The sequence below is a fragment of the Roseobacter sp. GAI101 genome, assembly GCF_000156335.1.
In the GTDB taxonomy this organism is placed as follows: Bacteria; Pseudomonadota; Alphaproteobacteria; order Rhodobacterales; family Rhodobacteraceae; genus Sulfitobacter.
In genome coordinates this window covers 3,316,888-3,343,218 of sequence record NZ_DS999213.1, presented here as the reverse complement: position 1 = coordinate 3,343,218, position 26,331 = coordinate 3,316,888, and the positions used below count along the sequence as shown (strand labels likewise).

29 protein-coding genes are annotated in these 26,331 nt (G+C 57.5%); 10 read left to right on the top strand and 19 right to left on the bottom strand.

Going from position 1 to position 26,331, the window contains the following annotated elements:
- Positions 1–9: 9 nt before the first annotated feature.
- Both RGAI101_RS15770 and RGAI101_RS15765 read right to left on the bottom strand, forming a co-directional pair.
- Positions 10–1,428: a dihydrolipoyl dehydrogenase family protein gene (locus RGAI101_RS15770; protein WP_008227214.1), complete on the bottom strand. Its 1,419-nt coding sequence runs from the start codon at positions 1,426–1,428 to the stop codon at positions 10–12.
- Positions 1,425–2,159, bottom strand: coding sequence for a TVP38/TMEM64 family protein (locus tag RGAI101_RS15765; RefSeq protein ID WP_008225246.1), 735 nt, complete (start codon positions 2,157–2,159; stop codon positions 1,425–1,427). The genes RGAI101_RS15770 and RGAI101_RS15765 overlap by 4 nt, the downstream gene beginning before the upstream one ends.
- Before the next feature lie 303 nt (positions 2,160–2,462).
- On the opposite strand from RGAI101_RS15765, the gene rpmH reads away from it, so the two are divergent.
- From rpmH to yidD, 3 genes are read left to right on the top strand one after another with little or no spacing between them, the layout of a single operon-like run.
- Entirely contained in the window at positions 2,463–2,597 is a 135-nt protein-coding gene (gene rpmH, locus RGAI101_RS15760) for a 50S ribosomal protein L34 (RefSeq protein WP_008228036.1), read from the top strand.
- A 46-nt stretch (positions 2,598–2,643) separates the two neighbouring features.
- On the top strand, positions 2,644–3,039 hold the full coding sequence (gene rnpA / locus RGAI101_RS15755; RefSeq protein ID WP_083792059.1) for a ribonuclease P protein component: 396 nt from the start codon (positions 2,644–2,646) through the stop codon (positions 3,037–3,039).
- Positions 3,036–3,257 (top strand): membrane protein insertion efficiency factor YidD, encoded by a 222-nt coding sequence (yidD, locus tag RGAI101_RS15750; protein WP_037228521.1) that lies wholly within the window; start codon positions 3,036–3,038, stop codon positions 3,255–3,257. The genes rnpA and yidD overlap by 4 nt, the downstream gene beginning before the upstream one ends.
- Here yidD and RGAI101_RS15745 read toward each other — a convergent pair.
- Positions 3,254–3,784, bottom strand: coding sequence for a DUF3833 family protein (locus tag RGAI101_RS15745; protein ID WP_037228519.1), 531 nt, complete (start codon positions 3,782–3,784; stop codon positions 3,254–3,256). The two genes, yidD and RGAI101_RS15745, sit on opposite strands and share 4 nt — an antisense overlap.
- A 62-nt stretch (positions 3,785–3,846) precedes the next feature.
- Between RGAI101_RS15745 and ttcA the strand changes: the two genes are divergently transcribed.
- The 7 genes from ttcA (at position 3,847) to RGAI101_RS15710 (ending at position 11,117) form a co-directional block, all read left to right on the top strand.
- On the top strand, positions 3,847–4,674 hold the full coding sequence (gene ttcA / locus RGAI101_RS15740) for a tRNA 2-thiocytidine(32) synthetase TtcA (protein ID WP_008227982.1): 828 nt from the start codon (positions 3,847–3,849) through the stop codon (positions 4,672–4,674).
- 130 nt (positions 4,675–4,804) lie between these two features.
- On the top strand, positions 4,805–6,352 hold the full coding sequence (locus tag RGAI101_RS15735; protein WP_037228517.1) for a putative bifunctional diguanylate cyclase/phosphodiesterase: 1,548 nt from the start codon (positions 4,805–4,807) through the stop codon (positions 6,350–6,352).
- 115 nt (positions 6,353–6,467) lie between these two features.
- Positions 6,468–8,318, top strand: a complete 1,851-nt coding sequence (yidC, locus tag RGAI101_RS15730; protein WP_008228344.1) for a membrane protein insertase YidC — start codon at positions 6,468–6,470, stop codon at positions 8,316–8,318.
- Positions 8,318–9,070, top strand: a complete 753-nt coding sequence (locus RGAI101_RS15725; RefSeq protein WP_037228515.1) for an MOSC domain-containing protein — start codon at positions 8,318–8,320, stop codon at positions 9,068–9,070. Before yidC ends, RGAI101_RS15725 begins: the two co-directional genes overlap by 1 nt.
- Positions 9,070–9,720 (top strand): ribosome biogenesis GTP-binding protein YihA/YsxC, encoded by a 651-nt coding sequence (gene yihA / locus RGAI101_RS15720; RefSeq protein ID WP_008227430.1) that lies wholly within the window; start codon positions 9,070–9,072, stop codon positions 9,718–9,720. Before RGAI101_RS15725 ends, yihA begins: the two co-directional genes overlap by 1 nt.
- A 28-nt stretch (positions 9,721–9,748) precedes the next feature.
- On the top strand, positions 9,749–10,612 hold the full coding sequence (gene argB, locus RGAI101_RS15715) for an acetylglutamate kinase (RefSeq protein ID WP_008225788.1): 864 nt from the start codon (positions 9,749–9,751) through the stop codon (positions 10,610–10,612).
- A gap of 1 nt (position 10,613) precedes the next feature.
- Positions 10,614–11,117, top strand: a complete 504-nt coding sequence (locus RGAI101_RS15710; protein WP_008228261.1) for a SixA phosphatase family protein — start codon at positions 10,614–10,616, stop codon at positions 11,115–11,117.
- Positions 11,118–11,146: 29 nt separating this feature from the next.
- On the opposite strand, the gene RGAI101_RS15705 is transcribed toward RGAI101_RS15710, so the two are convergent.
- From RGAI101_RS15705 to secY, 16 genes are all read right to left on the bottom strand, one after another.
- The gene (locus RGAI101_RS15705; RefSeq protein WP_008226936.1) at positions 11,147–11,917 is read right to left on the bottom strand and encodes an amino acid ABC transporter ATP-binding protein; all 771 of its coding nucleotides are present in this window, start codon (positions 11,915–11,917) and stop codon (positions 11,147–11,149) included.
- Between the two features lie 15 nt (positions 11,918–11,932).
- Complete coding sequence (locus RGAI101_RS15700; RefSeq protein WP_008228745.1) at positions 11,933–13,228, bottom strand: amino acid ABC transporter permease; 1,296 nt, start codon at positions 13,226–13,228, stop codon at positions 11,933–11,935.
- Between the two features lies 1 nt (position 13,229).
- Positions 13,230–14,444 carry an amino acid ABC transporter permease gene (locus RGAI101_RS15695; protein ID WP_008228999.1) on the bottom strand — a complete coding sequence of 405 codons (1,215 nt, stop codon included), beginning with the start codon at positions 14,442–14,444 and terminating at the stop codon, positions 13,230–13,232.
- Between the two features lie 123 nt (positions 14,445–14,567).
- The gene (locus RGAI101_RS15690) at positions 14,568–15,584 is read right to left on the bottom strand and encodes an amino acid ABC transporter substrate-binding protein (RefSeq protein ID WP_008225785.1); all 1,017 of its coding nucleotides are present in this window, start codon (positions 15,582–15,584) and stop codon (positions 14,568–14,570) included.
- 181 nt (positions 15,585–15,765) lie between these two features.
- Positions 15,766–16,485 (bottom strand): ATP12 family chaperone protein, encoded by a 720-nt coding sequence (locus tag RGAI101_RS15685; RefSeq protein ID WP_008226459.1) that lies wholly within the window; start codon positions 16,483–16,485, stop codon positions 15,766–15,768.
- Position 16,486: 1 nt separating this feature from the next.
- Entirely contained in the window at positions 16,487–17,164 is a 678-nt protein-coding gene (locus RGAI101_RS15680; protein ID WP_037228510.1) for an HAD-IA family hydrolase, read from the bottom strand.
- Complete coding sequence (locus RGAI101_RS15675) at positions 17,161–18,210, bottom strand: RluA family pseudouridine synthase (RefSeq protein WP_008225995.1); 1,050 nt, start codon at positions 18,208–18,210, stop codon at positions 17,161–17,163. Before RGAI101_RS15675 ends, RGAI101_RS15680 begins: the two co-directional genes overlap by 4 nt.
- Complete coding sequence (gene crcB / locus RGAI101_RS15670) at positions 18,207–18,587, bottom strand: fluoride efflux transporter CrcB (RefSeq protein ID WP_008227009.1); 381 nt, start codon at positions 18,585–18,587, stop codon at positions 18,207–18,209. Before crcB ends, RGAI101_RS15675 begins: the two co-directional genes overlap by 4 nt.
- Before the next feature lie 31 nt (positions 18,588–18,618).
- Positions 18,619–19,926, bottom strand: a complete 1,308-nt coding sequence (locus RGAI101_RS15665) for a replication-associated recombination protein A (protein ID WP_008225175.1) — start codon at positions 19,924–19,926, stop codon at positions 18,619–18,621.
- 2 nt (positions 19,927–19,928) lie between these two features.
- The gene (locus tag RGAI101_RS15660) at positions 19,929–21,299 is read right to left on the bottom strand and encodes a trypsin-like peptidase domain-containing protein (protein WP_008225716.1); all 1,371 of its coding nucleotides are present in this window, start codon (positions 21,297–21,299) and stop codon (positions 19,929–19,931) included.
- A 133-nt stretch (positions 21,300–21,432) separates the two neighbouring features.
- Positions 21,433–21,852 (bottom strand): 50S ribosomal protein L17, encoded by a 420-nt coding sequence (gene rplQ, locus RGAI101_RS15655; protein WP_037228508.1) that lies wholly within the window; start codon positions 21,850–21,852, stop codon positions 21,433–21,435.
- Positions 21,853–21,986: 134 nt separating this feature from the next.
- Positions 21,987–23,003, bottom strand: coding sequence for a DNA-directed RNA polymerase subunit alpha (locus tag RGAI101_RS15650; protein ID WP_008228472.1), 1,017 nt, complete (start codon positions 23,001–23,003; stop codon positions 21,987–21,989).
- A gap of 117 nt (positions 23,004–23,120) precedes the next feature.
- The gene (rpsK, locus tag RGAI101_RS15645) at positions 23,121–23,510 is read right to left on the bottom strand and encodes a 30S ribosomal protein S11 (protein ID WP_008226467.1); all 390 of its coding nucleotides are present in this window, start codon (positions 23,508–23,510) and stop codon (positions 23,121–23,123) included.
- Positions 23,511–23,525: 15 nt separating this feature from the next.
- The gene (gene rpsM, locus RGAI101_RS15640; RefSeq protein ID WP_008226165.1) at positions 23,526–23,894 is read right to left on the bottom strand and encodes a 30S ribosomal protein S13; all 369 of its coding nucleotides are present in this window, start codon (positions 23,892–23,894) and stop codon (positions 23,526–23,528) included.
- A gap of 356 nt (positions 23,895–24,250) precedes the next feature.
- The gene (locus tag RGAI101_RS15635) at positions 24,251–24,898 is read right to left on the bottom strand and encodes an adenylate kinase (protein WP_008225610.1); all 648 of its coding nucleotides are present in this window, start codon (positions 24,896–24,898) and stop codon (positions 24,251–24,253) included.
- A complete protein-coding gene (gene secY / locus RGAI101_RS15630) occupies positions 24,895–26,259 on the bottom strand; it encodes a preprotein translocase subunit SecY (protein ID WP_037228504.1) in 1,365 nt (454 codons plus the stop codon). The genes RGAI101_RS15635 and secY overlap by 4 nt, the downstream gene beginning before the upstream one ends.
- Positions 26,260–26,331 lie beyond the last annotated feature (72 nt).

The following is a 26,331-nucleotide window of genomic DNA, read 5'->3' as shown; positions in this document are numbered from 1 at the left end:
ACCTGCGCCCTAGGGGATGAAACGTTGTACGAATCGCACCACGGTCTTGACCAGATCACTTTCAAACAGGCGCGGGCTGAAATAAGCCCCTGCGGCACGTTTGTTCACTTCGCCAATGGTAGGATACGGTGCAACCATGCCGGCAATCTGGCTCATTTTCATGTTATTTGCCAGCGCCAAAGCCCACAGGTTGATCAATTCGCCCGCCTGATGGCCAACGATGCTGACGCCGACGGGGCGGCCCTTGACGACCATGACCTTGATCAGGCCCTTGGTCTTGCGCTCCGCAATGGCGCGGTCATTGTGGTTGTAGTGAAACCTTACGATTTCGACCTTGTCGCCGTGCTCTTCCTTTGCCTGCGCTTCGGTCAGACCGACCTGTGACAGTTCCGGATCGGTATAGGTCGCCCACGGGATATGGGACGTCTTTGCCTTGGACGGAATAGCGAACATCAGCGACCGGATCACGACGCCCGCATGGTAGCCCGCCACATGGGTGAATTGCATCCCACCGGCCACGTCTCCGACGGCGTAAACCTTGCGGTTGGTGGTGCGCAGGGATGCATCGACCTTAATGCCGTTTCTGATCGGCTCGATACCGGCTTTCTCGAGGTCCAGTTTGTCGGTATTGGCCTTGCGCCCCACCGCGACCAACAGATGCGACCCCTTAAAGATGCGGCCATCTTTCGCCTCAACCTCGATTGCGCCGGCATTGCCCCGAATTTCCGCAGCCAGCGCACCTTCGGCGATTTCGACGCCTTCGTCCTTGAGCGACTGCAACACGACCTGCGCCATTTCGGGATCGTCCTTGGCCAAGGCCTTGTCGCCTTCGATCACCGTCACCTTGCAGCCCATGCGAATATGCGCCTGCGCCATCTCCATCCCGATGGGGCCACCCCCGATAATCAGCAGATGCTCCGGCTTTTCGCGCAGATCGAACAGGGTTTCATTGGTCTCGTAGGGGACCTTATCCAGTCCGGGAATCGGCGGCACCAGCGGGGATGACCCTGTGGCAATTACAATGCGACGGGCCTTGATGATCGTATCGCCCGCCTGCACCTCGTCTGCCGAGATAAAGCGCCCGAATTCACGAATCACGTTGATGCCGAAGCCTTCGAACCGTTCCTGGCTGTCCACCGGGGCGATCTGTGCAATGACGTCCGCGACGTGGTCCTTGGCGGCGGCGTAATCAACCTCGCCAGGGCCATCCGCGACGCCGTATTGCGCGCTATGACGCTGGTTATGCGCCGCCTTGCCCGTCGCGATCAGCGCCTTGGAGGGCACGCAACCGTAGTTCAGGCAATCGCCGCCCATCTTGTGCCCCTCAAGCAGCACGACATCCGCCCCCATCTGCGCCGCGCCCGCAGCAACGGACAGCCCGCCGGAACCGGCCCCAATAATCAAAAGATCTGTTGTGATGCGATTCATTTCAGCAATTCCTTCTTGCCGGTCACGGCTTTGATGATGATGGGCAGCAAGGAAAGTACGCAAAGGCCCAGAATGGGGAACAAGATGTGCGGTTCGAAGATGATCCCGAAATTCGGTGTCTCGCCGCGGGCGAACACCGCCCCCAGCCCGGCCCCGACCGAAGTATACACAAGCGAGCCGGGAATGATTCCAAGAAAGGTCGAAATGACGAAGCGGTGCAGCAGCACGCCCAGAAACGCGGGAATCAGGTTTGCCACGAAAAAGGGCACAGCCGGGACCAGCCGGATGAAGAACAACATCGACCATTGGTTTTGATCGATTCCCTCCTTGATCTTGCGCACCATCCCCTCTGAGGCATCCATCCGCGCCTTGAGCCGTTCGCCGAGCCCCATGCGGGCCGCCATGAATATCAAGACGGCACCGATGGTTGCGCTCGTGACATTGAACAATACGCCGAAGACCGTCCCGAACAGGAAACCGCCCGTGATCGTGGCAATCCCCGCACCAGGCAGTGAAAAGGCGACAATCAGGATATAGGCTGCAATGAAAATGGTTACTGTCAGCACATAATGTGCGTCACGAAAGGCGATCAACGCCTCGCGATTATCGCGCAGCGTTTCAAAGCTCAAATACTCCCGCAGGGTGAAGAAACCTATGATAGCGACCGTCAAGATCACCGCCAGCGGAAGATATCCAAGCCATGCGGGTTTGTCGGTTCTCTGGTCGATCATACGTCAAGTCACTTTCAATTCCGCGGTCGCAAGACCCCTGCGTCATAAATGGCCCCAAACCACGCAGGTAGGTAGGGGGATCACGGGTGCTTGATCACATAGTGCAGTTGCAGGCGGAAACCGCAGCCTTGGCCACCATATTGAAACATTAGCGCCGGGTTTTGCCAAATTTATTGCAATGTTGTGAATTTAGCCGCCCCAAGTGTTTGACTTGAGCGCGCAGCACCTTTAGAGGCAGGGCTTGAATTGACAGTGATGTGCCGAATCCGGTGCAAACCTAACGTATAAAGTGGAGTCGGAGCGATGAAACGCACCTTTCAACCTTCAAACCTGGTGCGCAAGCGTCGCCACGGTTTTCGCGCACGCATGGCAACAAAAGCGGGCCGAAAGATCATCAACTCGCGCCGCGCACAAGGCCGGGCCAAACTGAGCGCGTAATACGCGTTTTCGGTTCTTGCAAGATATGACACCGTCGGAGGCACCCATGGATGGCACAACAGCCGCCCAAAGGGAAACGCCACCGGCGGTTTCTTTGCGTGTTACGACCCTAAAGAACAGACCTGATTTCCAACGCGCCACCAGATCGCCGCGCGTGGCGATGCCCGGCTTTATCCTTCAGATGCGCAAACGTGCTGAAGGCGAAGCCGATGGAATCCGGGTCGGCTTCACCTGCTCCAAGAAGGTTGGCAATGCCGTTGCGCGCAACCGCGCCAAGCGTCGCCTGCGCGAGGTCGCCCGTCTGGCGCTGCCCGATCAGGGGGTTGATGGCATGGACTACGTCTTGGTTGGGCGTCAGGGGTCCACGGCCATCCTGCCCTTTTGCCAGTTGCAGGATGATTTCGCCAAAGCCCTTGGTATTCTGCACGGCAAGCTCAGATGACTCCGCTCGCCCGGCTATTGGCCTTGCCCGTCAAAGGGTACCGGCTGATTTTCAGCCCCTGGGTCGGTCACAACTGCCGGTATCACCCCACCTGCAGCGCCTATGCGCTTGAGGCCTTGCGCAAACATGGCGGCCTCAAAGGCGGGTGGCTTGCGGCGCGGCGCATAGCACGCTGCCATCCCTGGGGCGACAGCGGCATCGACAACGTACCGGATTAGCGCTTCTTGTCGAAGGTGATCTGTACCTCGCCGATATCGACGCCGTACTTCTTCATATAGGCGCGATTGTAGACTCGCGTCTCGCTAAGCTGCCAGAACCAGTCGTTAAAGTTTACGCGCAAGGTGCCGTCCGGCACGGGCAGGTCAATTTTATACGTCCAGTTGAACGTATCGCCACGCGCCACCCCCTTCGCCGTGCCAATCACGCCATCCGCCTGACCTGTCCACGTATCAGGACCGGTCTTGGTCATTTTCCAGATGCGCCGTTCGGTGCTTTTGTCTTCATATACGAAATCCTCGATCAGGGTCAGGGTTTGACCATCCCAAGTGCCGTTGATGTCCGCGACAAAGCGGCGGCGCACTGTGCCAAACGTGTCTTGAAACTGCCCCGTGGCAACGACATGGCCGTCGAAATACTCTTCGATCTTCAGCACACGGTCAGACAGCAGCGGATCATCCGCATCCGGTTTGGCGGTACAGGCAGCCAGCGCCAGCATCATTGCCAGCATCATCATAATATTTCGCATCACCTGGCCCCTTGATCTATCCGCCGCTTGATCGGCAATGTGACATGATCTAAGCCAAACCCATGCTGGATCAACCTGACGACATTCACCCGCTTTTCCACGGTGCCCCCCAAAGCACTGAATTCCGCAAGCTGCGTAAACGCCTTGTGCGTCAGACGCGCGAGGCGATTGACCAATACGGCATGATAGAACCGGGCGGCAAATGGCTGGTCTGTCTGTCCGGCGGCAAGGACAGCTATACCTTGCTGGCAGTCCTTCACGAACTGCAATGGCGCGGCTTGCTGCCAGTTGAGATTCTGGCGTGCAATCTGGATCAGGGGCAGCCGAATTTCCCCGCCACCGTGCTGCCCGAGTTTCTCGAGAAAATGGGCGTAAAACACCGGATCGAATACCAGGACACCTATTCGATCGTCATGGATAAAATTCCGTCGGGCCGGACATTTTGTGCGCTGTGCAGCCGATTGCGCCGCGGTAACCTGTACCGTATCGCCCGCGAGGAAGGCTGCACCGCCGTGGTCCTTGGCCATCACCGCGATGACATCCTTGAGACGTTTTTCATGAATCTTTTCCACGGTGGTCGCCTTGCGACGATGCCGCCGAAACTGGTCAATGAAGAAGGCGATCTGTTCGTGTACCGCCCCTTGGCGCATGTCGCTGAAATAGATTGCGAAAAATTCTCGAAAGCGATGAATTACCCCATTATTCCGTGCGACCTTTGCGGGTCGCAGGACGGTCTGCAACGCCAACAGGTCAAGGCGATTCTGGATGGCTGGGAGACAAACAGCCCCGGCCGCCGCCAAGTGATGTTCCGCGCGTTGATGAATGCACGGCCCTCACATCTTTTGGATCCTGAACTGTTTGATTTCAATGCACTGGTCCGAAACTCCTAGTCTGCAATCTATTTCAAAATTTTTGCATTTCTCGAAGATCAAAAAGAGAACATTAACCCCCCCGACACCCGACCTGCGCTAAAAAAATCCTAGCAGTGCGCACGGTCGCATTGGCAGGGGGATCGGTTGCATGGCGCAAAGACTGGAAACGAAGCTTCTCAGATGGGCACGAAAACTTTCCATCGTGATGTCTGGTCCGCCCGCCTTGGCCTTCCTGCCGGCGATCTGCCTGGCTACTTTCTGGTTCGGGGGCGAAGGTGCGCTGCTGATCTGTGCGGCAGCGATCCCCTTGGCCTATCTTTTTTTGGGTGGATTTCACGGCCCTACGGCATCGCTTTTGTACGCGCGCGACGGCATAACAGGCTTGTTGCAACGCAGCGCATTTGAAGAACTTACAAATCAGGTATTCGATCGGACAGAGGAATTGGGCTGGAAATCTGCCACCTTTGCCTTTGCGGTCGAAGAGTTTGGCGAATTGAATGACCGCTACGGCAAAGCAGCCGCGGATCAGGTCATTGCGCGGACCGGCGAAAGGCTGATTGCTGCGCTGCGTGACCGGGATTGCGTCGGTGTTCTCGATGACTCACGGTTTGGCGTCTGCCTCGACCCTGTTCGCCACCTGGATCTAGAACTTTGCATCCAGATGGCAGGCCGTCTGCAGCGCGCGATGGAAGAACCCGTTTCCGTAGATGGGACAGTAATCTACATCTCCGTTTCGGTGGGTTTTTGCCAGCAGTCCCGGACCCCCGAAAAAAATGGCGACGCATGGCTGGAGGCAGCTTCGACAGCGCTTTCCGCCGCGCTCCGCCGTGGCCCTTCGGCAATACGCGCGTTCTCGACCAAGATGCTGCCGCAACCGGAACATTCCAATGCCCTTATGGAAGAAGTCGCCCAGGCATTGGAAGACGGTCAGATTATGCCGTGGTTTCAACCGCAAATCTCTACCGACACGGGCGAAATCACCGGATTCGAAGCCCTTGCGCGTTGGGTGCATCCAACCCGGGGCGTCCTTAACCCGTCCGATTTTCTGCAAGCCTTGGAACGCGCCGAACTTCTTGAGCGTCTCGCAGAATTGATGATGTACCATTCGTTTGCTGCACTGAAGACGTGGGATACAGCGGGCGTAAAAGTACCCCAGATCGGGGTGAATTTTGCAGGTTCCGAACTCAGCAATCCCCGTCTGATTGAAAAGATCACTTGGGAACTGGATCGTTTTGACCTGACGCCCGACCGTCTAGCCATAGAAATCCTTGAAACCGTCGTCGCCAGCGCACCGGATGACATGATCACCCGCAACATCAATGCGCTAGGCAAGCTGGGTTGCCGCATTGACCTTGATGATTTTGGCACCGGCCACGCGTCCATTGCGTCGATCCGCCGGTTCTCGGTAAATCGCATCAAGATTGATCGCTCTTTCGTGATGAAAGCGGACAGGGACCCGGAACAGCAGCGTATGATCAGCGCCATCCTGACGATGGCCGAACGGTTGGGCGTCGAAACCCTGGCCGAAGGCGTCGAAAGCGTTGGGGAACACGTCATTCTGGCGCAATTGGGATGTGATCATGTACAAGGATTTGGGATTGCCCGCCCGATGCCCATAGAGCAGACATTAAGCTGGATTGAGACACATTGCACCAAACTGCGCGAGGTCCCTCGGATAATGGACGGGAAACCCTGAGTGTATTGCCAGTCCAATAGGCCATTCCAGAACAACCTGCCCCGAATCTGCTTGACCTTTGGTGCTGCACTCTGTTGAACCCACGCTGATATTATAGACATCGGGTGGCGGTCAAATGGACGATCAGAACAAGAATCTCATCATTGCGACGGTTCTAAGTTTCATAGTGATCCTTGGGTGGTTTTTACTTTTCCCACCGCCAGAGCCGAACACGCCACTTGACGGAACAGAGATTTCCGCGACCGCGCCAACAGATGTCACGACCCCTGACGCAGCGGTTCCTGCGGGGACAGCGCTTCCGGCAACGACTGCTGATCCGGAAGAAACACGCGCAGATTCGCTGGAACAGGCACCACGCGTGCCCGTAGAAACAAGCCGCCTGACAGGATCGATTTCTTTGCTGGGGGGGCGGATCGATGACCTCAGGCTGAAAGATTACCGCACCACAATCGAAGATGATGCGCCGATCGTCACGCTTTTGTCGCCAGCAGGCACCGACGACGCCTACTATGCGCTTTATGGGTGGGCCGCAGGTGCTGGCATCGCGCCAGAACAGGTCCCCGGCCCCAACACGCTTTGGTCCCTTGCGTCCGGCGACACGCTTTCTGTCGGCAGCCCTGTGACCATGACCTGGGACAATGGTGCCGGTCAGGTCTTTTCACGGGTGATCTCGGTCGACGAGAACTTCATGTTCGAAGTCGAACAATCGGTTCAGAACACATCCGAAACTTCGGTCACCCTTGCGCCCTATGGCATCATCGCACGCCATGGCATTCCGACCGATGCCCAGAATTTCTTTATCCTGCACGAAGGCATGGTCGCCATGAACAATGGCGAGCTGATCGAGACCGGTTGGGAAGACATTCCTGACCTTGACCCGGTCGGTGGCGTGCCGTCAAAGCGTATTGATGGCGTCACGAACGGATGGATCGGCTTCACCGGTCACTACTTCATGACCAACCTGATCCCCGACCCGGCACAACAATCGCGCCTGACCGCCAAATATCTGCCCCGTACCGACATCTTCCAGACCGAAGCGGTACTGCCGACGCAGGTCATCGCCGCTGGCAGCTCTGCCTCGGTGTCGACGCAGCTTTTCGCCGGTGCAAAGGAATGGGAAGCACTACGCGACTACGAGGCCGCCGGCGTTTACAAGTTCGTCGACTCGATCGACTGGGGTTGGTTCTTTTTCCTGACCAAACCGATCTTTTGGGTCCTCCACCACCTGAATATCCTGATCGGGAACATGGGTGTCGCCATCATCGGCCTGACCCTTCTGATCAAAGCACTGCTTTTCCCGCTCGCCTACAAATCCTACGTCTCGATGGCCAAGATGAAGGAACTGCAGCCGCAGATGGAGAAGTTGAAGAAGGATGCCGGCGACGACCGCCAGAAACTTCAGCAAGGCATGATGGAGCTCTACAAGCGCGAAAAGGTCAATCCGGCTGCAGGGTGTTTGCCCATCATCATGCAGATCCCGATCTTCTTCTCGCTATACAAGGTGATCTTTGTCACACTGGAACTGCGTCACGCGCCGTTCTTTGGCCCATTCCAGGACCTCAGCGCCCCTGATCCGACCTCGATCTTCAACTTCTATGGCTTGCTTCCCTGGGGTGTGCCCGAGGCCGGCAGCGTCATGGCGTTGATCTTCATCGGTATTCTGCCACTGCTTCTGGGCATCTCGATGTTCCTGCAGCAGAAACTGAACCCGGCCCCCACAGACCCCACGCAGCAGATGATCTTTGCGTGGATGCCATGGGTCTTCATGTTCATGCTGGGTGGTTTTGCATCGGGTCTGGTTGTGTACTGGATCGCAAACAACACGATCACCTTCACACAGCAATACCTGATCATGCGCAGCCAGGGCTATAAACCGGACCTTCTAGGGAACATAACCGGTGGGGCCAAACGCAAGGCCAAGGCCGCAGCGAATGACACCAAGGCACCGAGCAAAGGCAAGAAGTAATGCACGTCCGCGCCCTTTACCGGCATCCCATAAAGAGCCACGGGCGCGAGGCGATCAAGCATGTGCACCTGACCCAAGGCAAGACCATGCCTTGGGATCGCGCGTGGGCGGTAACGCATGAGGTCTCTAAATTCAGCACGGAAAGCCCCGCCTGGGCGAGCTACAATAACTTCATGATTGGTGCACGGACCCCCGCCCTTGCGGGTATCTGGGCAAAGCTGGACGAAGAAACACAGATGGTGACCCTCACCCATCAGGACCTTGAGCCGCTGTCTTTTAACCCGGACAATCCAGCCGACAGCGACCGTTTTCTGGCGTGGGTCGCACCGCTTTGCCCTTCCAACCGTGCGCAGCCCAGGGGCATCGTACGTGTGCAGGGACGCGGCATGACCGACACGACCTATCCTTCGATTTCGATCATGAATGCGGCGTCTCATAGCGCCGTTGCAGATGCCTTGGGCACCTCGATCACAAAGGAACGCTGGCGCGGTAACATCTGGCTCGACGATCTGGCAGAATGGGTCGAACTGGGTTGGATCGGGCGTGACATCAGCATAGGCTCTGCCGTGCTGCGTGTGCGCGAACCGATCGAACGCTGCCAAGTGACCAACACGAACCCCATCACAGGCCTGCGCGATACGGCTACTCTGGATATCTTGAGCAGCCAGTTCGGCCACCGGAATTTTGGCGTTTACGCCGAAGTCATAACCACAGGCGACATCGCGCTTGGCGACACAGCAAAGGTGATCTGATGCAAATCCAGTTCAAAATCGCAGACGAACCCGACGCGTTCACGGCTGAAAAAGGCCGCCTGCTGTTCGCTGGCGAAACCCAATTCGTCAAAGGCGTGGTCGCGATGGACGGCCTGCCCCCTGCCGACCGGATGGAAGTTTGCTTTGCCGGCCGGTCAAACGTCGGGAAATCCACGCTGATTAATGCGCTTACCGGGATGAAGGCACTTGCGCGGGCCTCCAACACACCTGGCCGCACACAAGAGATCAACTATTTCACCGCCGGAGAAGATCATTATCTGGTCGACCTGCCCGGCTACGGCTATGCCAACGCGCCCCTGCCCATCGTGGAAAAATGGCAACGGCTGCTCAAGCAATATCTGTCCGGTCGCCAGACCCTGCGCCGCGCCTTTGTCCTGATTGACGCCCGCCACGGGGTCAAAAAGGTCGACGAAGAAATCATGTCCCTGCTCGACAGTTCGGCAGTGACCTTTCAATGCGTTTTGACAAAGGCCGACAAGGTCAAGGAAGTTGAACGCGCGAAGATTTTGGACCAGGTACGCGGTGCCTTGGCCAAACACCCGGCCGCCTATCCGGAAATCGTTGTAACGTCGTCGGAAAAGGGCTGGGGCATTCCCACGCTTCGTGCCATCATCGCCACGTTGGAGTAATGCTCCGGCGAGGTCACCGAGGCAAAGAATGAGAAAACAAGACATGAACCGCGACTGGATCGCTACCGCCCAAACCCTAAGCCAGGCCCTGCCCTATCTGCAGCGCTACGCTGATGCGACCGTTGTGATAAAGCTGGGCGGCCATGCCATGGGCAGCGACGAGGCGATGGAAGAATTCGCCCGTGATGTCGCCCTGATGCGACAGGTTGGTGTGAACCCCGTGATCATTCACGGTGGCGGACCGATGATCAATGACATGCTTCGTCGGTTGGACATCAAATCGGAGTTCATAAACGGCAAGCGGGTCACTGATGCAGCGACCATGGAAGTGGTTGAAATGGTCCTGTCCGGTCTTGTGAACGCGCGCATCGTTCAGGCCATCACCGCCCAAGGCGGCCGCTGTGTGGGCGTGTCGGGCAAGGACAGTGGTCTGATCATCTGCGATCAGGAAGACCCCGAACTGGGCCTTGTTGGTGCCCCTACCGAAGTAAATCCCCGTCTTCTGCGCGATCTGGCCGACAAGGGGATCATCCCCGTGATTGCGCCTCTCGGGATGGGCCGGAATGGCGAGACCTTCAATATTAACGGGGACACCGCTGCCGGTGCCATCGCTGCAGCGCTCAAGGCAGACCGGTTGTTGCTGCTTACTGATGTGGCGGGCGTCAAGAATGCACAGGGCGAAGTACTGACGGAACTGACCGCAGCGCAAATTCGCGACATGATCAAGGACGGTACAATTGCGGGCGGTATGATCCCGAAAACCGAAACAGCGCTTAACGCGATCGAAGGGGGCGTTCGCGCTGCCGTCATCCTTGATGGTCGCGCGCCCAATGCCTGCCTGCTGGAACTTTTCACCGAGCACGGTGCAGGCAGCATCATTCGACAAGGATAACATGAAACGCCTGATACTCATGCGCCATGCAAAGTCGGATTGGCCCGGACCTGAAACAGACGACCATGAACGGACGCTTAACGAGCGCGGCAAATCAAATGCCGCCTCGTTGGGAATATGGCTGAAGGAAAAGGACCTGAGGCCGGATACCGTGCTTTGTTCAACTGCAACACGCACGCGCGACACTCTGGCCTTGCTCAAGCTTGAGGATCAGCCCGACATCAACTTTGTTAAAGACTTGTATCTGGCGGATGCAGAAAAGATACTGGCGACTCTTCAAACTGCCGATGGGGATACAGTCCTGTTATTGGGGCATAATCCCGGCATCGCCGATATGGCCGAACAAATTGTCAAAACGCCCCCAAACCGGGACGGCATGCACCACTATCCGACCGGGGCGACGATCGCGATCACATTTGACGTTGAAAATTGGACAGACATCGACTGGCACTTGGGCAAAGTCACCCATATCGTTGTGCCCCGAGACCTGCCGAAACCGAATTAAGGCGGGGTTGCCCCCGCCTCTCATTCTTCTCAGTGACCCAGAATTTGGCTCAGGAACAGCTTTGTCCGTGGGCTTTGCGGGTTGTTGAAGAACTCTTCAGGCTCGTTCTGCTCAACAATCTGGCCTTCATCCATAAAGATCACGCGGTTGGCGACCTGACGGGCAAAGCCCATCTCGTGGGTGACGCAAAGCATGGTCATGCCTTCTTCGGCAAGTTCGACCATCGTGTCCAGGACTTCCTTGATCATTTCGGGGTCTAGCGCCGACGTGGGTTCGTCGAACAGCATGATGCGCGGACGCATGCACAGGCTGCGGGCAATCGCCACACGCTGTTGCTGGCCACCGGAAAGCTGGCCAGGATATTTATCGGCCTGATCCGGGATCTTGACCTTTTCAAGGAAATGCATCGCGATTTCCTCGGCCTGTTTCTTGGGTGTCTTGCGGACCCAGATCGGGGCCAGCGTGCAGTTTTCCAGGATCGTCAGATGCGGAAACAGGTTGAAGTGCTGAAAGCACATGCCAACCTCCGACCGGATCTTGTCGATGTTTTTCACATCCGACGACAACACCGTGCCGTCGACTTCAATCCGGCCTTTCTGGTGCTCTTCCAAGGCATTGATGCAGCGGATCAGCGTCGACTTGCCCGACCCGGACGGGCCCGCAATAACGATACGTTCACCACGGTAGACGGTCAGATCAATGTCGCGCAGCACGTGAAATGTGCCGTACCATTTGTTCATCTTCTCGATGCTGATGGCGACCTCGTCCGAGACCTTTAGTGCTTGTGCTTGTTCAGCCATAATATCAGCCTTTCCTTAACGGTGGTCGGTCTGGAGTTGACGTTCCAGCCATTGTGAATATTGCGAAATGCCATAGCAGACGACAAAGAACAGAGCGGCGGCAAAGCCCCAGAGTTCCCAATAGACGCCGTTCCAGTCGGTCGAAGCAAGGATCGGACCCCGGATCATCCCCACCAGATCGAACATCGAAATGATCGAAACGAGCGTGGTATCCTTGAACAGGCCAACCGCCACGTTGACGATACCGGGGATCGAGATCTTCAGCGCTTGGGGCAGGATGATCAGACGCATCGACTGCGCATAATCAAGGCCAAGGCTTTCGGCCCCCTCGTATTGGCCACGCGGCAATGCGGCCAGACCGCCCCGGATCACTTCGGCGATATAGGCCGAGGCGAACATGGTGATCATGATGATCACGCGCAGGATAAGGTCAAAGTTCGTGCCCGGCGGCAAGAAATACGCCAAGACCACGTTTGCCACAAACAGCAGGGTGATCAGCGGCACGCCGCGGATGAATTCGATGAAGACCACGCAGATCAGCTTGATGATCGGCAGGCTGGATTGACGGCCAAGCGCCAGCAGGATGCCCAGGGGCAGCGACAGCGACACACAGATGACCCCGAGGATCATGTTGAGCATGAAGCCCCCCATGTTCCGCGACGCGACTTCCTCGAGTGCGAGAACCCCCGACAGGCCGGGTGTAATGAAGCCGGCGATGAACCAGATGAAAACCGCCGTGGCTACGCCTGCGGCCAGCCCCGCTGCAAAGCTGGTTTTGACCAGCTTGCTATAGACCAGATAGCCGACGCAAAGGCTGATCAATGCCGCAAGTGGCACCAAAAGCGAGCCGCCCCAGATCAGCCAGAACGCAACGAAAGGATAAAGCAACGTCACGATCAAAAGCTTGCGCGGCACGGCCGCGAACAGGACCGGCGATACCGCGACAAACAGCAGAATAAAGGCCAGTGTCGGTCTCCAGTAGCCGTCCTGCGGATAGGCGATGCCGAACAGAAGCTGATTCCAACGCTCGGCCAGGACCGAAAAACAGCCCCCCCTCGCGCCATCAAGCACTTCGCGGCATTCGCGGATGTTCGAGGTCGTCCAGACGCCCCCCAATAGCCATGGCAGAAAACCCGACAAGAGAACGAATATCGCATAAAGCGCCGCAATCGTCAGGATCGTGTAGGGGATGGACGAAAACAGGCTGTCGCGCATCCATTTGACCGGACCTTGCGCCGTCGATGGCGGTGCGGCCTGGGGCAGCATCGTATCGCGGACAAAGGTAACGGTTTGGGCATGTGTATCTGACATCTTACCGCTCCTTCAGGCTGACGTTATTGTTGTAGACGTTCATGATCGCGGAAATCGACAGCGAGATCGTGAGATAGAACAGCATCAGCAGCAGAACGCATTCAATCGCGCGGCCCGTCTGGTTCAGGGTAATCCCGCCCAGCGTCGCAGTGATGTCCGCATAGCCCACGGCAATCGCCAGGGACGAGTTCTTGGTAATGTTCAGGTACTGCGAAATCAGCGGCGGAATGATCACCCGCAGCGCTTGGGGCAGTACCACAAGGTTCATCACGCGCTTTGGACGCAGGCCGAGGGACGCCGCCGCTTCGGTTTGCCCTTTCGAGATCGCCTGAATGCCCGCACGGACGTTTTCAGCGATAAAGGCCCCGGTATATACCGACAAGGCCAGCCAAAGTGCGATCAACGGTGCACCAATCTGGAGACCGCCCTGAAAGTTGAAACCGCGTAGTGCCGGATAATCCAGCCCGATGGGGCTGCCCATGACAAAGAACACAAGCAGCGTCGGCACGATCAGGATGGCCAGCGTCGGCCAGCCCAGTGGCAGCAGCTTGCCGGTTTCAAACAGCAATTTCACCGCATATCGACGATAGAGAAAAACGGCGATGATCGACAGGGTAAACGTCGCAACCACAATCATCGACCCCGGCCCCCAGACAGGCGCAGGAATGTAGACACCGCGGTTGGTAAAGGCGAAAGCATCGAAAAGCATGCTGGAACTGGGGTTGTCACCGCGGAACGCATTGGGCGCAGGCAGCACCGCAGTCATCAGCGTGTAGATCATGAGGATCCAGATCAGCACGGGGATGTTGCGGAAGATTTCGACATAAACCGCCATCAACTTGGACACGAGCCAGTTGTTCGACAGACGGGCCACACCGGCGATCACGCCCAGAATGGTCGCGGTCAAACAGGCGAGGAATGCAACCAACAGCGTGTTGATGATCCCGACCACTGCAGCCCGCAGGTTTGTGGATTGGCTGTTATAGTCGATTAATGTCTGGTTGATATCGTAACCCGCAGGCACGCCCAGAAAGTCGTATGAAATATTAAGTCCGGCCTCTGCAAGGTTGCGCACCAGGTTGATACCCAAAAAGGCCATCAACGCGATCAGCAGCATCAAAGCGATAAACTGGAAAGTGTAGGATCTATACCGGGTGTCGTTCAGCAACATCGACAGCCGGAACGATCCCTGTTGAGGGTCGGACATTGTCGTCATCAGATTATCCCTGTGTTCCGGACCTGATTGGCGTGCATCATTTTGATGTCACTGGCCGGGTTTGTTTTTTTGGTCTCGAAGGCGCAAAGGGCGCGGCATGAACCGCGCCCCTTGGTACTGTATTTAGCGGAAAGGAGGCGCGTACATCAGGCCGCCGTCTGTCCACTGTGCGTTCAGGCCACGGGCCAGACCGATTGGTGTCTCTTCGCCGATGTTCTTGGCAAAGATTTCGCCGTAGTTGCCCTGGGACGCGATTGCGTTCTTGGCCCAGTCAGCGCTGAGACCCAGCATTTCACCCAACGTACCTTCGGCACCCAACAGGCGGGCAACTTCGGGGTTGGTTGTGCTTGTTGCCATCTCTTCGACGTTTGCAGATGTCACGCCCAGCTCTTCAGCTGCGATCAAAGCGTACAAAACCCAACGTGTCAGGTCACCCCAGTCGTTGTCGCCATGACGTACCAGCGGACCCAAAGGCTCTTTCGAGATGATTTCCGGCAGAATGATGTGATCGCCAGGCGTCTCGAATGTGGCACGTGTGGATGCCAGACCGGATGCGTCTGTTGTGTAGGTGTCGCATGCACCGGCAAGGTACTGCTGCTGGCCTTCGGCGTTTGTCTCGATTGGCACGGGCTCATACGAGATGTTGTTCGCACGGAAGAAGTCGGCAAGGTTCAGTTCGGTCGTTGTACCGGTCTGAATGCAGACAGTCGCGCCGTCCAGGTCCTTGGCGGACGAAACGCCCAATGCCTTTGGTACCATGAAGCCCTGACCGTCGTAGTAGTTGACGCCGATGAAGTCGAACTTCAGGTCGACATCGCGGCTGAACGTCCATGTGGTGTTGCGTGCAAGAAAGTCGATCTCGCCCGAGGCAAGCGCGGTAAAGCGTGTTTTGCCGGTTGTGGGGATGAATTCTACAGCTGTTGGATCACCGAAAACGGCTGCTGCAACAGCACGACATACTGCAACGTCAAAGCCTTCCCATTCGCCATTGGCGTTTGGTGCGGCAAAGCCAACCAGACCGGTGGTCACACCACAGTTCAGCTTGCCACGCTCTTTTACGTCGTCAAGTGTTGCTGCGGCAGACGCACCGGCCACAAGGCCAGCAACTGTCATCGCACCAAAAAATACGGATTTATTCATTGTTACCTCTTCCTGAGTTTCCACCACGTTTCTGGGCGGTTTAACCGACGCCTTTTTTGGGTCGGAGTTGGACCATTTAGGGATTACCCAATTGGTGATCCGGAGTTTGGGCGGATTTGCGCCTGAACGTCAAGCCTGCGAGCCTAAAAAACAGCCGCTTGACGCTGGCGTAAGCCTGATTTTAAGGCGCAGGCGGCGATGACAGGTCAAACATCAACTTTGCATGCTCAAAGCTTGCCTTTTTCACTGCGGCCAAAGCCTCTGCATCGTCATCCGCGCCCCAAAGTTCGGCCTGCCAGATCTCGTCCAGGCGTGACAGATCCCAAAGCGTATCCGTATCGCGGGCATTCAGGGTCGCCGCGAATCCCAAGACCAGCGATCCCGACAGACTGACCAGATCATGGAACGCGGCCAGTTGAAACTTGTCCAGGGCATGGGTGCGGTCCGTCAGACGGGCGACCACAGCGGCGTCTTGGGGCACGTGCATGATGCCCACACGCGGGGCCAGCCGAACCTCAAGCGCCTCTTCCGCCCAGTCAAGCATCGGGTCCCACAGCGCGTTTTGACGTTCCACCAGTTCCTGCGGGCTGTCGGCGCGGTAACACAGCAGATCGCAATCGCCATATGCCGCCAACATGTCTGCGACTTCGGCGTGCTGGATCGCCACCTTGTCCAGCGCGGCATTCGCGGTCTTGGTACAGGGCATGGTGCGCGGATCAATTGTGCCCTCTTGGGCCTGCCATTCGGCGGCGACGGCCTGCGCCATCTGTTCCGTGGGGACGATCAGACTACGCTTGGCAGGTGTCTTCAGGGGGCGGCCGTCCAGTTCGACAGCATAGCCACCTTCTGCCGCAACCACCTGCGCAGTCGTCCAAAAACGCTTCGCTTTCCAATCGCTCATTTCAAAGGCTCCAGATTTTGTCCAAGACGCCGGGCAATTCATCGAACCGGTCGATCACGTGGCGCGCGGCACCAAGGGCTTCGGCGGCGTGATAGCCCCAGTTGACCCCGATGCCAGCCACCCCGGCGGCGGCGGCCATTTCCATGTCATAGCTCGTGTCACCGACCATCACCGTCTGTGACGCATCAACGCCCGCATCGGCCATAGCCTGCAAGATCATCGAAGGGTGCGGTTTTGACGGATGGAAATCGGCAACCTGTTGGGTCACGAACAGCCCCTCCAGCCCATGGCCCTTGATCAGATGATCCAGACCGCGCCGGGATTTACCGGTGGCAATGCCCAACAACACCTCGGGGATCGCCTGCAACCGGTCCAAAACGTCACGAGCGCCGGGATAGAACGGAGAAGAATGGGAGATGGGCATCGAGGCCCGCAAGGCGACATAGGCATCCTTATACGCCTCAACCACGGCGGCACAGTCGGCGTCGCTGATCTGCGGCACCAGACGTCGGACTGCGACATCCAGCGACAGACCGACAATCGCCATCACATCTTTTGGCTCGGGCACAGGCCGCCCCACGACGGCAAAGGCCTGCGCAAAAGCGGCCAGAATATCCGCCTGACTGTCGACCAGCGTTCCGTCGACATCAAAGATCACCAGACGCAAGGGTCCGCTCACCCCCAGTCCTCTTCGAACGGGTCGGCGGGCACGTCAGAGGGCGACCATTGGAACGTATCCCATGTGCGCACCATGTGATCCGGCATCGGCGCGATCAGGTTCAGCGTCGCCTTTGTCACCGGATGCTCGAGCGTGAGCGAGCGCGCATGCAAATGCAGCTTTTTAGAGATGTCGCCGCCCAGTTGGGCACCCCATCCGTCACCCATGTTTTCCTGACCGGAGCCACCATATTTTCCGTCACCGACAATCGGATGCCCGATCTCGGCCATATGCGCGCGGAGCTGGTGCGTGCGGCCCGTCACCGGGATCAGCGCAACCCAGCAGGTGCGCGTGCCAGCCTGCGCCAGAGTGGCGTAATCGGTTGTGGCGCGCTTGGCCCCTTCGGTGGTGTCCATGTCCTTGGGGTGGACGCAATACATCTTTTCGCCCTCGCCCCGTGCCCCGTGACCGAAGGCCTTGACCAGACCGAACTTGATCGTCCCGTTCTTGGGGTGCGGTACGCCCGCGACAGCGGCCCAGTAAATCTTGCGGGTCTGACGGTGCCGGAAAGACGAAGTCAAATCAGCTGCGATCGACCGGGTGCGCGCCATTATCAAGACACCGGAGGTATCCTTGTCCAGGCGATGCACCAGGCGCGGCTTTTCATCCAGATCGAACATCAGCGCATCTGCCAATGCATCGACATGGCGGTCGGATTGACCCGACCCGCCCTGCACTGGCAAACCCGGAGGCTTGTTCAGCGCGATGATGTAATCGTCACGGTAAATCACGCAGGACCGGATGAACTTGGCATCCGCGTCCGAAATCCGCGTGCGCTTTGGTGGTGGCGGGGCTTCGGTATCGGGCAGCGGCGGAATGCGAATTTCCTGCCCCACCTCTAGCCGTGTCGACGCTTTGACCCGTCCGCCATTAACCCGAATATCGCCTTTGCGGCACATCTTTTCGATGCGCCCCTGGCTGATTAACGGAAACATGCGCTTGAACCAGCGGTCCAACCGCTGATCTCCGTCGCCCTGCTCAATGATCAGGTTCTGAACCCGGCTCATGCAAATACTCCTCTGGCCACAAACAGGCCCAGCATTAATCCCAGCACCGACAGACCGACTGACAGTGCCACATATATCCCTGCCGATGCGATCTGGCCGCGCTCGATCAATGTTACCGTTTCCAGCGAAAACGCAGAAAACGTCGTGAACCCGCCAAGCATGCCCGTCATCACGAAGGGGCTGTACTGTGTCAGCCCCTTTTGTGTGGCAAACACGACGAACAGCCCCATCAGGAACGATCCCAGAATGTTCACGCCAAGTACGGCGACGGGAAAGTCCTGCGGGCCGAATGCGCGCAATACCGCCACGCTGGACACGAACCGGAGAGACGCACCGATAGCCCCACCGATGGCCACAAGGAACAGGGTAGAAATCATCTGCGGTCTCTCACGGTTTGCGCACCGAATGTCAAGTTTTGCGCGTGCTGCGCAGCTTTTCAAAGTAATCGAGGCGCTTTTTCAAATCCCGCTCGAACCCGCGCTCCACCGGCTGATACAGCTGCGGCCGCGCCATCCCGTCGGGAAAGTAGTTTTGCCCTGAAAACCCGTCCTCGGCGTCGTGGTCATAGGCATACCCGGCACCATACCCCTGATCCTTCATCATGCTGGTCGGGGCATTCAGGATATGTTTGGGCGGCGGCGCTGATCCGGTCTGCTTCGCCGCAGCGCGCGCCGCCTTGTACGCCACATAAGCCGCGTTCGATTTCGGGGCCAGCGCCAGATAGGTCACAGCCTGTGCCAAGGCCAATTCCCCCTCGGGGGAGCCCAACCGCTCGTAGGTTTCCCATGATTGCAAGCAGATCGCCTGCGCCTGCGGGTCGGCCAGCCCGATGTCCTCGACGGCCATCCGCGTGATCCGCCGCATCAGGTAACGCGGGTCTTCCCCGCCCTCAAGCATCCGCGCCAGCCAATAAAGAGCTGCATCCGGATCAGAGCCACGCACCGATTTATGCAGGGCAGAGATCAGGTTGTAATGCGCATCCCCGCCCTTGTCATATTGCGCCGCCCGCCGCATCAGACGCGCCGACAGCGCCTTGCCATCCAGCGGCTTGTCGACTTTCCAGGCCGCGACCTGTTCGATCAAGTTCAGCAATGCCCGCCCGTCGCCGTCGGCCATTTCAAGCAGGCTTTCGCGCGCAGGGCCATTGATCGGCAATGATCTTCCCAGCTCGACCTCGGCCCGCTGTGCCAGCCGTTCCAGATCGGCAAGCGGCAAGCGCTCCAACACCAGCACCTGAGAGCGGCTGAGCACGGCGGCATTCAGTTCGAACGAAGGATTTTCGGTCGTTGCACCGACCAGCAGGATGGTGCCGTCTTCCATATGGGGCAGAAAGCCGTCTTGCTGCGCTTTATTGAAACGATGGATTTCGTCTACAAACAGCAAGGTGCCGCGGCCATTCTGCCGCCTGATCTTGGCCGCCTCGAACACTTTGCGCAACTCGGGGACACCGCTGAAGATCGCACTGATCTGCACGAAATGCAGATCGGTCTCGTCCGCCAGAAGCCGGGCGATGGTGGTCTTGCCCACGCCGGGCGGCCCCCAGAAGATCAATGACCCCAAGGACCCCGATTGCAACATCACCGTCAAAGGCCCGTCCGGCCCCAGCACCTGCGCCTGGCCGATCACCTCGGCCAGCGTCTTGGGCCGCAAACGATCGGCCAAGGGGCGATGCCCCCCCTCCGGCTTGGCGGCACCACTGTCGAACAGATCAACCATGGTTATATCCTGAACCGCAATGATAGCCTTTGGGTCCCGCGCTGCACGACCATCGCGACCTGACGTTGACCTTTCAAGGCATCCCGAACCTGCGACGGCGTTTCCACATCCCGTCCGTTCAGCGCCAAGATCACGTCGCCCGGCCGCAGCCCGACCTGCAAGCCGTATGCACCCGGCTCCATAACCGCCACGCCTTCCACCTCAAGCGACAGGTTCAACTCTGCAAGGACAGCCGGGTTGATCCGTGCCAAGGCGAGCCCCGGAAGCAGACTGCGTTCATCCAGGGTCACCGCATCACGCGACGGCGTTTCGGGGGCCGCGATCAACGCAACGTTCAGGTCCTGGATTTCACCATCGCGCAACCGCGTCACAACAGCCTCGTTCCCCAGGCCGCTCACGCTCATCCGGTAGACCATTTCAGCGGGCGTGTTCACGTCCTGCCCATTTACCGCCGTGATGACATCGCCCACCAGAAAACCACCGGCAAGAAAGGGGCTTACCGGATGCAAGCCCGACACGATGATCCCACCGGGCCGGTCCAACCCAAGCGGAGCGGCCATATCAGCATCAACAGGCTGACCGCTCATCCCCGCCCACGGACGCAGGAACCGTTCCGCCCCGCTGCGGGCCTGATCGACGAAGGCCCTGATCAAATTGGCCGGAATAGCAAACCCGATCCCGTTTGATCCCCCCGACCGCGTTAGGATGGACGTGTTGATGCCCATCAGCGCGCCCTCCATATCGATCAGCGCGCCGCCCGAATTGCCAGGATTGATCGGCGCGTCCGTCTGGATGAAATAGCCCTGACCGCCGCCATTCATACCGCCCGATCGCGCCAATCCAGATACGATCCCGCTGCTAACCGTCTGGCCGACGCCGAAGGGGTTCCCGATGGCCAAGGCCAACTCGCCGACTTCCACCTCGTCACTATCGCGCAGCGGCAAATAGGATAATCCGTCAACGTTTTCGATCTTAAGGATGGCAAGGTCGCTCTCGGCGTCACTTAGCAGAACCTTCGCAGAAAATTCGCGGCGGTCTGCCAGAACAATCCGGATATCGGTGGCCATGCCCACGACGTGATAGTTCGACACTACGATGCCGTCTTCGGACAGGATCACACCAGAGCCAAGCGAGTTTTGCACCCGCGGCTGCCCTGCCCCGGGTCTGCGAAAGAACCGTTCAAAAAACGGATCGGACTGCAATGGCGTCCGGCTGCTTTGCACGATGGTCCGCGTGTAGATGTTTACAACGGCAGGGGTTGCCTGATTGACCAGGGGCGCAAAGCTTAGCTGCATCTGCATGGCAGAGGTCGGAACCGTCTGCGCATGTACGGGAAACGCGATCAGCGCGAGGAATAGCAGGATATGTCTCATCCCTCATGATATGCGCAGCCCCAGGAGGTTCCGCAACACCCATATTCCAAATGGTTCAAAATCCTCGCCGAAGGCATAAAAAAAGCCCCCGACACTGCCAGGGGCTTTCCTAAATTGTAACGGTCTGGTGGCTTCAGTCTTCAGCCATCTCATAGGCAGCAACACGTTCCTTGTCGCCAGCACCTTTCGCGTCGCGGTCGCGATCTACGAATTCGATGATGGCCATAGGTGCCATGTCGCCATAACGGAAACCAGCCTTGAGAACGCGAACGTAACCACCTTGGCGGTCGGCGTAGCGTGGCCCGAGAATTTCAAACAGTTTCGCAACATACTTGTCCTGCTTCAGCTTGGACGCGGCCTGACGGCGTGCGTGCAGATCGCCGCGCTTTGCAAGCGTGATCATCTTTTCGATGATGGGGCGCAGTTCTTTTGCCTTGGGCAATGTTGTCTTGATTTGCTCATGTTCGATGAGCGAGCCTGCCATGTTCGCAAACAACGCCTTGCGGTGTTCATGTGTACGATTCAGACGGCGGTAACCACGTGCGTGACGCATTTCTTTTCTCCAACGATAGGCCCTCTACGGGCGGTTTTGCTTTGTCTGGCTGGCGTGCGTAGCGCCAACTCTCCTTGGGGCCCTGTTGGCCCAGTCTTGCATGTGGCGGGGATCGCTCCCCACCACATGAATTCTTAGAACGAATCCTCGAACTTCTTGGCAAGGTCTTCGATGTTGTCCGGTGGCCAGTCCTCGACGTCCATACCAAGGTGCAGACCCATGCCCGACAGCACTTCCTTGATCTCGTTCAAGGACTTGCGGCCAAAGTTTGGCGTGCGCAGCATTTCGGCTTCGGTCTTCTGGATCAGATCGCCAATATACACGATATTGTCGTTCTTCAGGCAGTTGGCGGACCGCACGGACAGTTCCAACTCGTCTACTTTCTTGAGAAGCAGCGGGTTGAATTCCAGACCGTCGTCGTCGTCCTGACGCGAGGCAGATTCAGGTTCGTCGAAGTTGACGAAGATGCCCAGCTGGTCCTGCAGGATGCGTGCCGCAAATGCGACCGCGTCATCCGGCGTGATGGACCCGTCCGTTTCGACCTTCATCGTCAGTTTGTCATAATCCAGCACCTGACCTTCGCGGGTCGGCTGCACGTCATAGGACACTTTTTTCACTGGCGAATAGATTGCATCGATCGGGATCAAACCGATTGGCGCATCTTCCGGCTTGTTCTTGTCCGCTGCGACATAGCCCTTACCGGTATTCACGGTCAGTTCCATGTAGACATCGGCACCGTCGTCAAGATGGCAGATCACGTGATCGCGGTTAAGGATCTCGATCCCGGCGCTTTCAGAGATGTCACCCGCCGTTACGACGCCCGGACCCTTTGCTGAAATCGACAGGCGCTTTGGCCCTTCGACTTCCATGCGCAAGGAAACGCCCTTGAGGTTCAGGATGATGTCGGTAACGTCTTCACGCACACCAGCAACGCTGGAAAACTCGTGCAAAACATTGTCAATTTGTACAGAAGTGATGGCCGCGCCCTGAAGCGACGACATCAAAACGCGGCGCAGCGCGTTGCCCATTGTCAAACCAAAGCCGCGCTCAAGCGGTTCTGCGACCACAGTGGCCTGGCGCGCCGGGTCATTGCCCGGCTTTACGTCCAGCTGCTGTGGCTTGATCAATTCAGCCCAATTTTTGTGGATCATACGTCCCTCCATTCTTGTCCCTTGCCCCATGTCCAAACGGCGAAGAAACTCCCGAGGTTTCAGAAAAGCAGTACGGGGCCGTGCGCAAAAGCACGACCCCATAAAAAGTATATGGTCTTAGACGCGGCGGCGCTTTGGGGGGCGACAGCCGTTATGTGCCATTGGCGTCACATCACGGATCGACGTGATGTTGAAACCGGCAGCCGCCAAAGCGCGCAACGCACTTTCACGACCCGAACCTGGGCCTTGCACTTCGACTTCCAGCGTTTTTACGCCGTGATCTTGTGCTTTCTTGCCCACATCTTCTGCCGCCATCTGGGCTGCGTAAGGTGTCGATTTGCGCGACCCTTTGAAACCCATTGTGCCTGCCGAAGACCATGCAATTGCATTGCCCTGAACGTCAGAGATCAGAATTTTGGTGTTGTTGAAGCTGGAATTAACATGCGCCACACCTGCGGCGATGTTCTTGGAAACCTTACGCTTCGTCTTTGTCTTTTCGCGTGCCATTGGTCAGACCCTCCCTTACTTCTTCTTGCCGGCAATGGCCTTAGCGGGGCCTTTGCGGGTACGAGCGTTGGTGTGGGTGCGCTGACCACGAACTGGCAGGTTGCGACGGTGACGCAGGCCACGGTAGCAACCAAGGTCCATCAGACGCTTGATGTTCATCTGTGTCTCGCGACGCAGGTCGCCTTCAACAGAGAAGTTTTCGTCGATGTATTCACGAATTTTCAGGATTTCTGCATCCGAAAGTTCGTTGATACGACGGGTAGTGTCGATACCGACTGCTTCGCAGATTTGCGCAGCAGAAGAGTTACCGATACCAGTGATATATGTGAGGGCGATTGGAACCCGCTTTGCAGTCGGGATGTTTACGCCGGCAATACGTGCCACGTGTGCTATTCCTTTTTCGTTGCGGGTCCGTGATACCAGACCCTTTTTTCACAACGTGAAGCCCGAGGCGTTTTCTTGCCACCGGGCTGCAGCTGATCAGGTGTTCATGCGTCGGGATTAATCGATCCCGTTGCAAGTCGATTCTCTTAAGAGATAGGGCTGGTTATGAGTATTTCACCGCAGCGTCAACCCGTGACGGGAAATCCACCGACAGTTTAAGTTGGTAGGCGGATACCGCCGCCCGTCGGGGGTATTCTGGCCCTGCCGCCGACCTGGACCAATCCACCAAAAAACGGCGTTGATCCAAAGAACCAACGCCGTTTGAATAAACTGTGCAGATTTCCGGAAGAAAATGCTTAGTTGTCCAGGATCGCCGCGATACTGGCTTGAACCACCTTCATGTCCGCCAGACCGTCCACCCGCTTGAGCATGCCAAGTGCATAGTAATAGCCAAGCAACGGCGACGTCTTTTTGTAATATTCCATCAGCCGGTTGCGCAGGCTTTCTTCGTTGTCATCCGCACGGCGTTTGAAATCCGAAGCGCCGCACTTGACGCATTTGCCATCTTCCGGATGGGGCTTGGTCACATCGTGATAGACTTCACCGCACTGTCCGCAGGTCGATCGACCTGAAATCCGCTTGACCAGCGCATCGTCATTCACCCGAAGCTCGATCACGTGGTCAAGCTTCTGCCCTGTGGCCTCAAGCAATTCGCCCAAGGCGGTGGCCTGTGCCAGTGTCCGTGGGAACCCGTCAAAGATAAACCCGCCGTGTTCCGACTTGTCTTCAAGCTTTTCGCGGATAAGTCCGATCACGATTTCGTCCGTGACCAGATCACCGCGCGCCATGACATCGGCAACCATCATGCCCATCTCGGTGCCGCTGTCTTTCGCTTCGCGCAGCATGTCCCCCGTCGAAAGCTGAACCATATTGCGCGTCTCGACCAGATGACGTGCCTGTGTTCCCTTGCCCGCGCCGGGCGGTCCTAGCAAAATTATGTTCATTTACGTGCTGGGCTCCGTTTTTTGCGAGGCTTGCCGGACTTGCCGCGCAACTGCGACCTTTCAAGCAGACCTTCATATTGATGGGCAAGCAAATGGCTTTGCACCTGTTGGATGGTGTCCATTGTTACTGACACGACGATCAGCACAGAAGTGCCACCAAAGTAGAACGGGATCGCAAACTGGCCCCGTAGGATTTCGGGCAAGATACAGACGGCAGCAAGATAAGCGGCACCTAGAACGAGAACCCGGTTAACGACATATTCGAGATACTCGGCTGTTTTCTTGCCGGGGCGAATACCGGGCACGAAACCGTTCTGGTTCTTGAGGTTGTCTGCAACCTCATCAGGCTTGAAGCTGACGTTGAACGTATAGAAATACGCAAAGAACACGATCATCGCGACGAAGAACAGAAGGTACAGCGGCTGACCGGGACCAAAGTTCGCCAACAGAACCGACATGACCGGACCCGTGGAGTTACCCGAAAACGTGCTGATCGTAACGGGCAGCAGCAGAAGCGAGCTGGCGAAGATCGCGGGGATAACACCTGCAGGGTTCACTTTGACAGGCAGGTGAGAAGAGCCGCCGTCATACATCTTTTGACCGACCTGACGCCGCGGGTACTGGATGTGAATCTTGCGAAGAGCGCGTTCCATGAACACCACGAACATGATGGTGACAATCACCATAACCAGAACGCCAACGATCACGGCAGGGCTGATCGCACCGGAGCGACCGGACGAGAAGAACTGAGCGATGGCTGCGGGGACTTCTGCAATAATACCGACGAAGATGATCAAGGAAATGCCGTTGCCGATGCCGCGCGCGGTGATCTGTTCCCCCAGCCACATCAGGAACATGGTGCCGCCGACAAGTGTAATCATACACGCCATGCGGAAATACATACCAGGGTCAGCAGCAATGTCTCCGGCCTCGAGCGAGACCGCCAGGCCATAGGCCTGCAACGTCGCCAGTGCGACCGTACCGAACCGTGTGTACTGGTTGATTTTCTTGCGCCCCTGCTCGCCCTCTTTCTTGAGCTGCTCAAGCGCGGGGACCATCGATGTCATCAACTGAACGATGATCGACGCCGAGATGTAAGGCATGATGCCAAGGGCAAAGATACCCATACGGCCAAGAGCACCACCCGTGAACATCGAAACCATGCCCCCGATGCCCTGTCCCGCGCTTTCCATAAACTGGCGCAAGGCGGTGCCATCAATCCCGGGAACCGGAATAAATGTGCCAAGGCGGTAGACGATCAGCAAACCCAGTGTGAACAGGATCCGGTTGCGCAGGTCGGTTGCCTTGCCCAACGCGGACCAACTGGTGTTGGCGGCCATGCTTTCGACGGCTGATACCATGATAGAGGCTCTTTCTTTGCAAAAACGCCGCCCAAGCCGTTTTCCGGCGGGCGGCATTTGGGAAAACTCGAT

Excerpts from the sequence above, each read along its gene's own strand:
- RGAI101_RS15685 (WP_008226459.1), bottom strand. The coding sequence starts at position 16,485 with ATGAGCGATTGGAAAGCGAAGCGTTTTTGGACGACTGCGCAGGTGGTT.
- RGAI101_RS15770 (WP_008227214.1), bottom strand. The coding sequence starts at position 1,428 with ATGAATCGCATCACAACAGATCTTTTGATTATTGGGGCCGGTTCCGGC.
- rpmH (WP_008228036.1), top strand. The coding sequence starts at position 2,463 with ATGAAACGCACCTTTCAACCTTCAAACCTGGTGCGCAAGCGTCGCCAC.
- yihA (WP_008227430.1), top strand. The coding sequence starts at position 9,070 with ATGCAAATCCAGTTCAAAATCGCAGACGAACCCGACGCGTTCACGGCT.
- RGAI101_RS15665 (WP_008225175.1), bottom strand. The coding sequence starts at position 19,926 with ATGGTTGATCTGTTCGACAGTGGTGCCGCCAAGCCGGAGGGGGGGCAT.
- RGAI101_RS15700 (WP_008228745.1), bottom strand. The coding sequence starts at position 13,228 with ATGTCAGATACACATGCCCAAACCGTTACCTTTGTCCGCGATACGATG.
- RGAI101_RS15660 (WP_008225716.1), bottom strand. The coding sequence starts at position 21,299 with ATGAGACATATCCTGCTATTCCTCGCGCTGATCGCGTTTCCCGTACAT.
- RGAI101_RS15765 (WP_008225246.1), bottom strand. The coding sequence starts at position 2,159 with ATGATCGACCAGAGAACCGACAAACCCGCATGGCTTGGATATCTTCCG.
- rnpA (WP_083792059.1), top strand. The coding sequence starts at position 2,644 with ATGGATGGCACAACAGCCGCCCAAAGGGAAACGCCACCGGCGGTTTCT.
- rpsK (WP_008226467.1), bottom strand. The coding sequence starts at position 23,510 with ATGGCACGCGAAAAGACAAAGACGAAGCGTAAGGTTTCCAAGAACATC.
- RGAI101_RS15650 (WP_008228472.1), bottom strand. The coding sequence starts at position 23,003 with ATGATCCACAAAAATTGGGCTGAATTGATCAAGCCACAGCAGCTGGAC.
- RGAI101_RS15635 (WP_008225610.1), bottom strand. The coding sequence starts at position 24,898 with ATGAACATAATTTTGCTAGGACCGCCCGGCGCGGGCAAGGGAACACAG.
- ttcA (WP_008227982.1), top strand. The coding sequence starts at position 3,847 with ATGCTGGATCAACCTGACGACATTCACCCGCTTTTCCACGGTGCCCCC.
- RGAI101_RS15675 (WP_008225995.1), bottom strand. The coding sequence starts at position 18,210 with ATGAGCCGGGTTCAGAACCTGATCATTGAGCAGGGCGACGGAGATCAG.
- RGAI101_RS15690 (WP_008225785.1), bottom strand. The coding sequence starts at position 15,584 with ATGAATAAATCCGTATTTTTTGGTGCGATGACAGTTGCTGGCCTTGTG.
- RGAI101_RS15695 (WP_008228999.1), bottom strand. The coding sequence starts at position 14,444 with ATGACGACAATGTCCGACCCTCAACAGGGATCGTTCCGGCTGTCGATG.
- RGAI101_RS15745 (WP_037228519.1), bottom strand. The coding sequence starts at position 3,784 with ATGCGAAATATTATGATGATGCTGGCAATGATGCTGGCGCTGGCTGCC.
- RGAI101_RS15710 (WP_008228261.1), top strand. The coding sequence starts at position 10,614 with ATGAAACGCCTGATACTCATGCGCCATGCAAAGTCGGATTGGCCCGGA.
- yidC (WP_008228344.1), top strand. The coding sequence starts at position 6,468 with ATGGACGATCAGAACAAGAATCTCATCATTGCGACGGTTCTAAGTTTC.
- crcB (WP_008227009.1), bottom strand. The coding sequence starts at position 18,587 with ATGATTTCTACCCTGTTCCTTGTGGCCATCGGTGGGGCTATCGGTGCG.
- RGAI101_RS15725 (WP_037228515.1), top strand. The coding sequence starts at position 8,318 with ATGCACGTCCGCGCCCTTTACCGGCATCCCATAAAGAGCCACGGGCGC.
- secY (WP_037228504.1), bottom strand. The coding sequence starts at position 26,259 with ATGGTATCAGCCGTCGAAAGCATGGCCGCCAACACCAGTTGGTCCGCG.
- rplQ (WP_037228508.1), bottom strand. The coding sequence starts at position 21,852 with ATGCGTCACGCACGTGGTTACCGCCGTCTGAATCGTACACATGAACAC.
- RGAI101_RS15735 (WP_037228517.1), top strand. The coding sequence starts at position 4,805 with ATGGCGCAAAGACTGGAAACGAAGCTTCTCAGATGGGCACGAAAACTT.
- argB (WP_008225788.1), top strand. The coding sequence starts at position 9,749 with ATGAGAAAACAAGACATGAACCGCGACTGGATCGCTACCGCCCAAACC.
- yidD (WP_037228521.1), top strand. The coding sequence starts at position 3,036 with ATGACTCCGCTCGCCCGGCTATTGGCCTTGCCCGTCAAAGGGTACCGG.
- RGAI101_RS15705 (WP_008226936.1), bottom strand. The coding sequence starts at position 11,917 with ATGGCTGAACAAGCACAAGCACTAAAGGTCTCGGACGAGGTCGCCATC.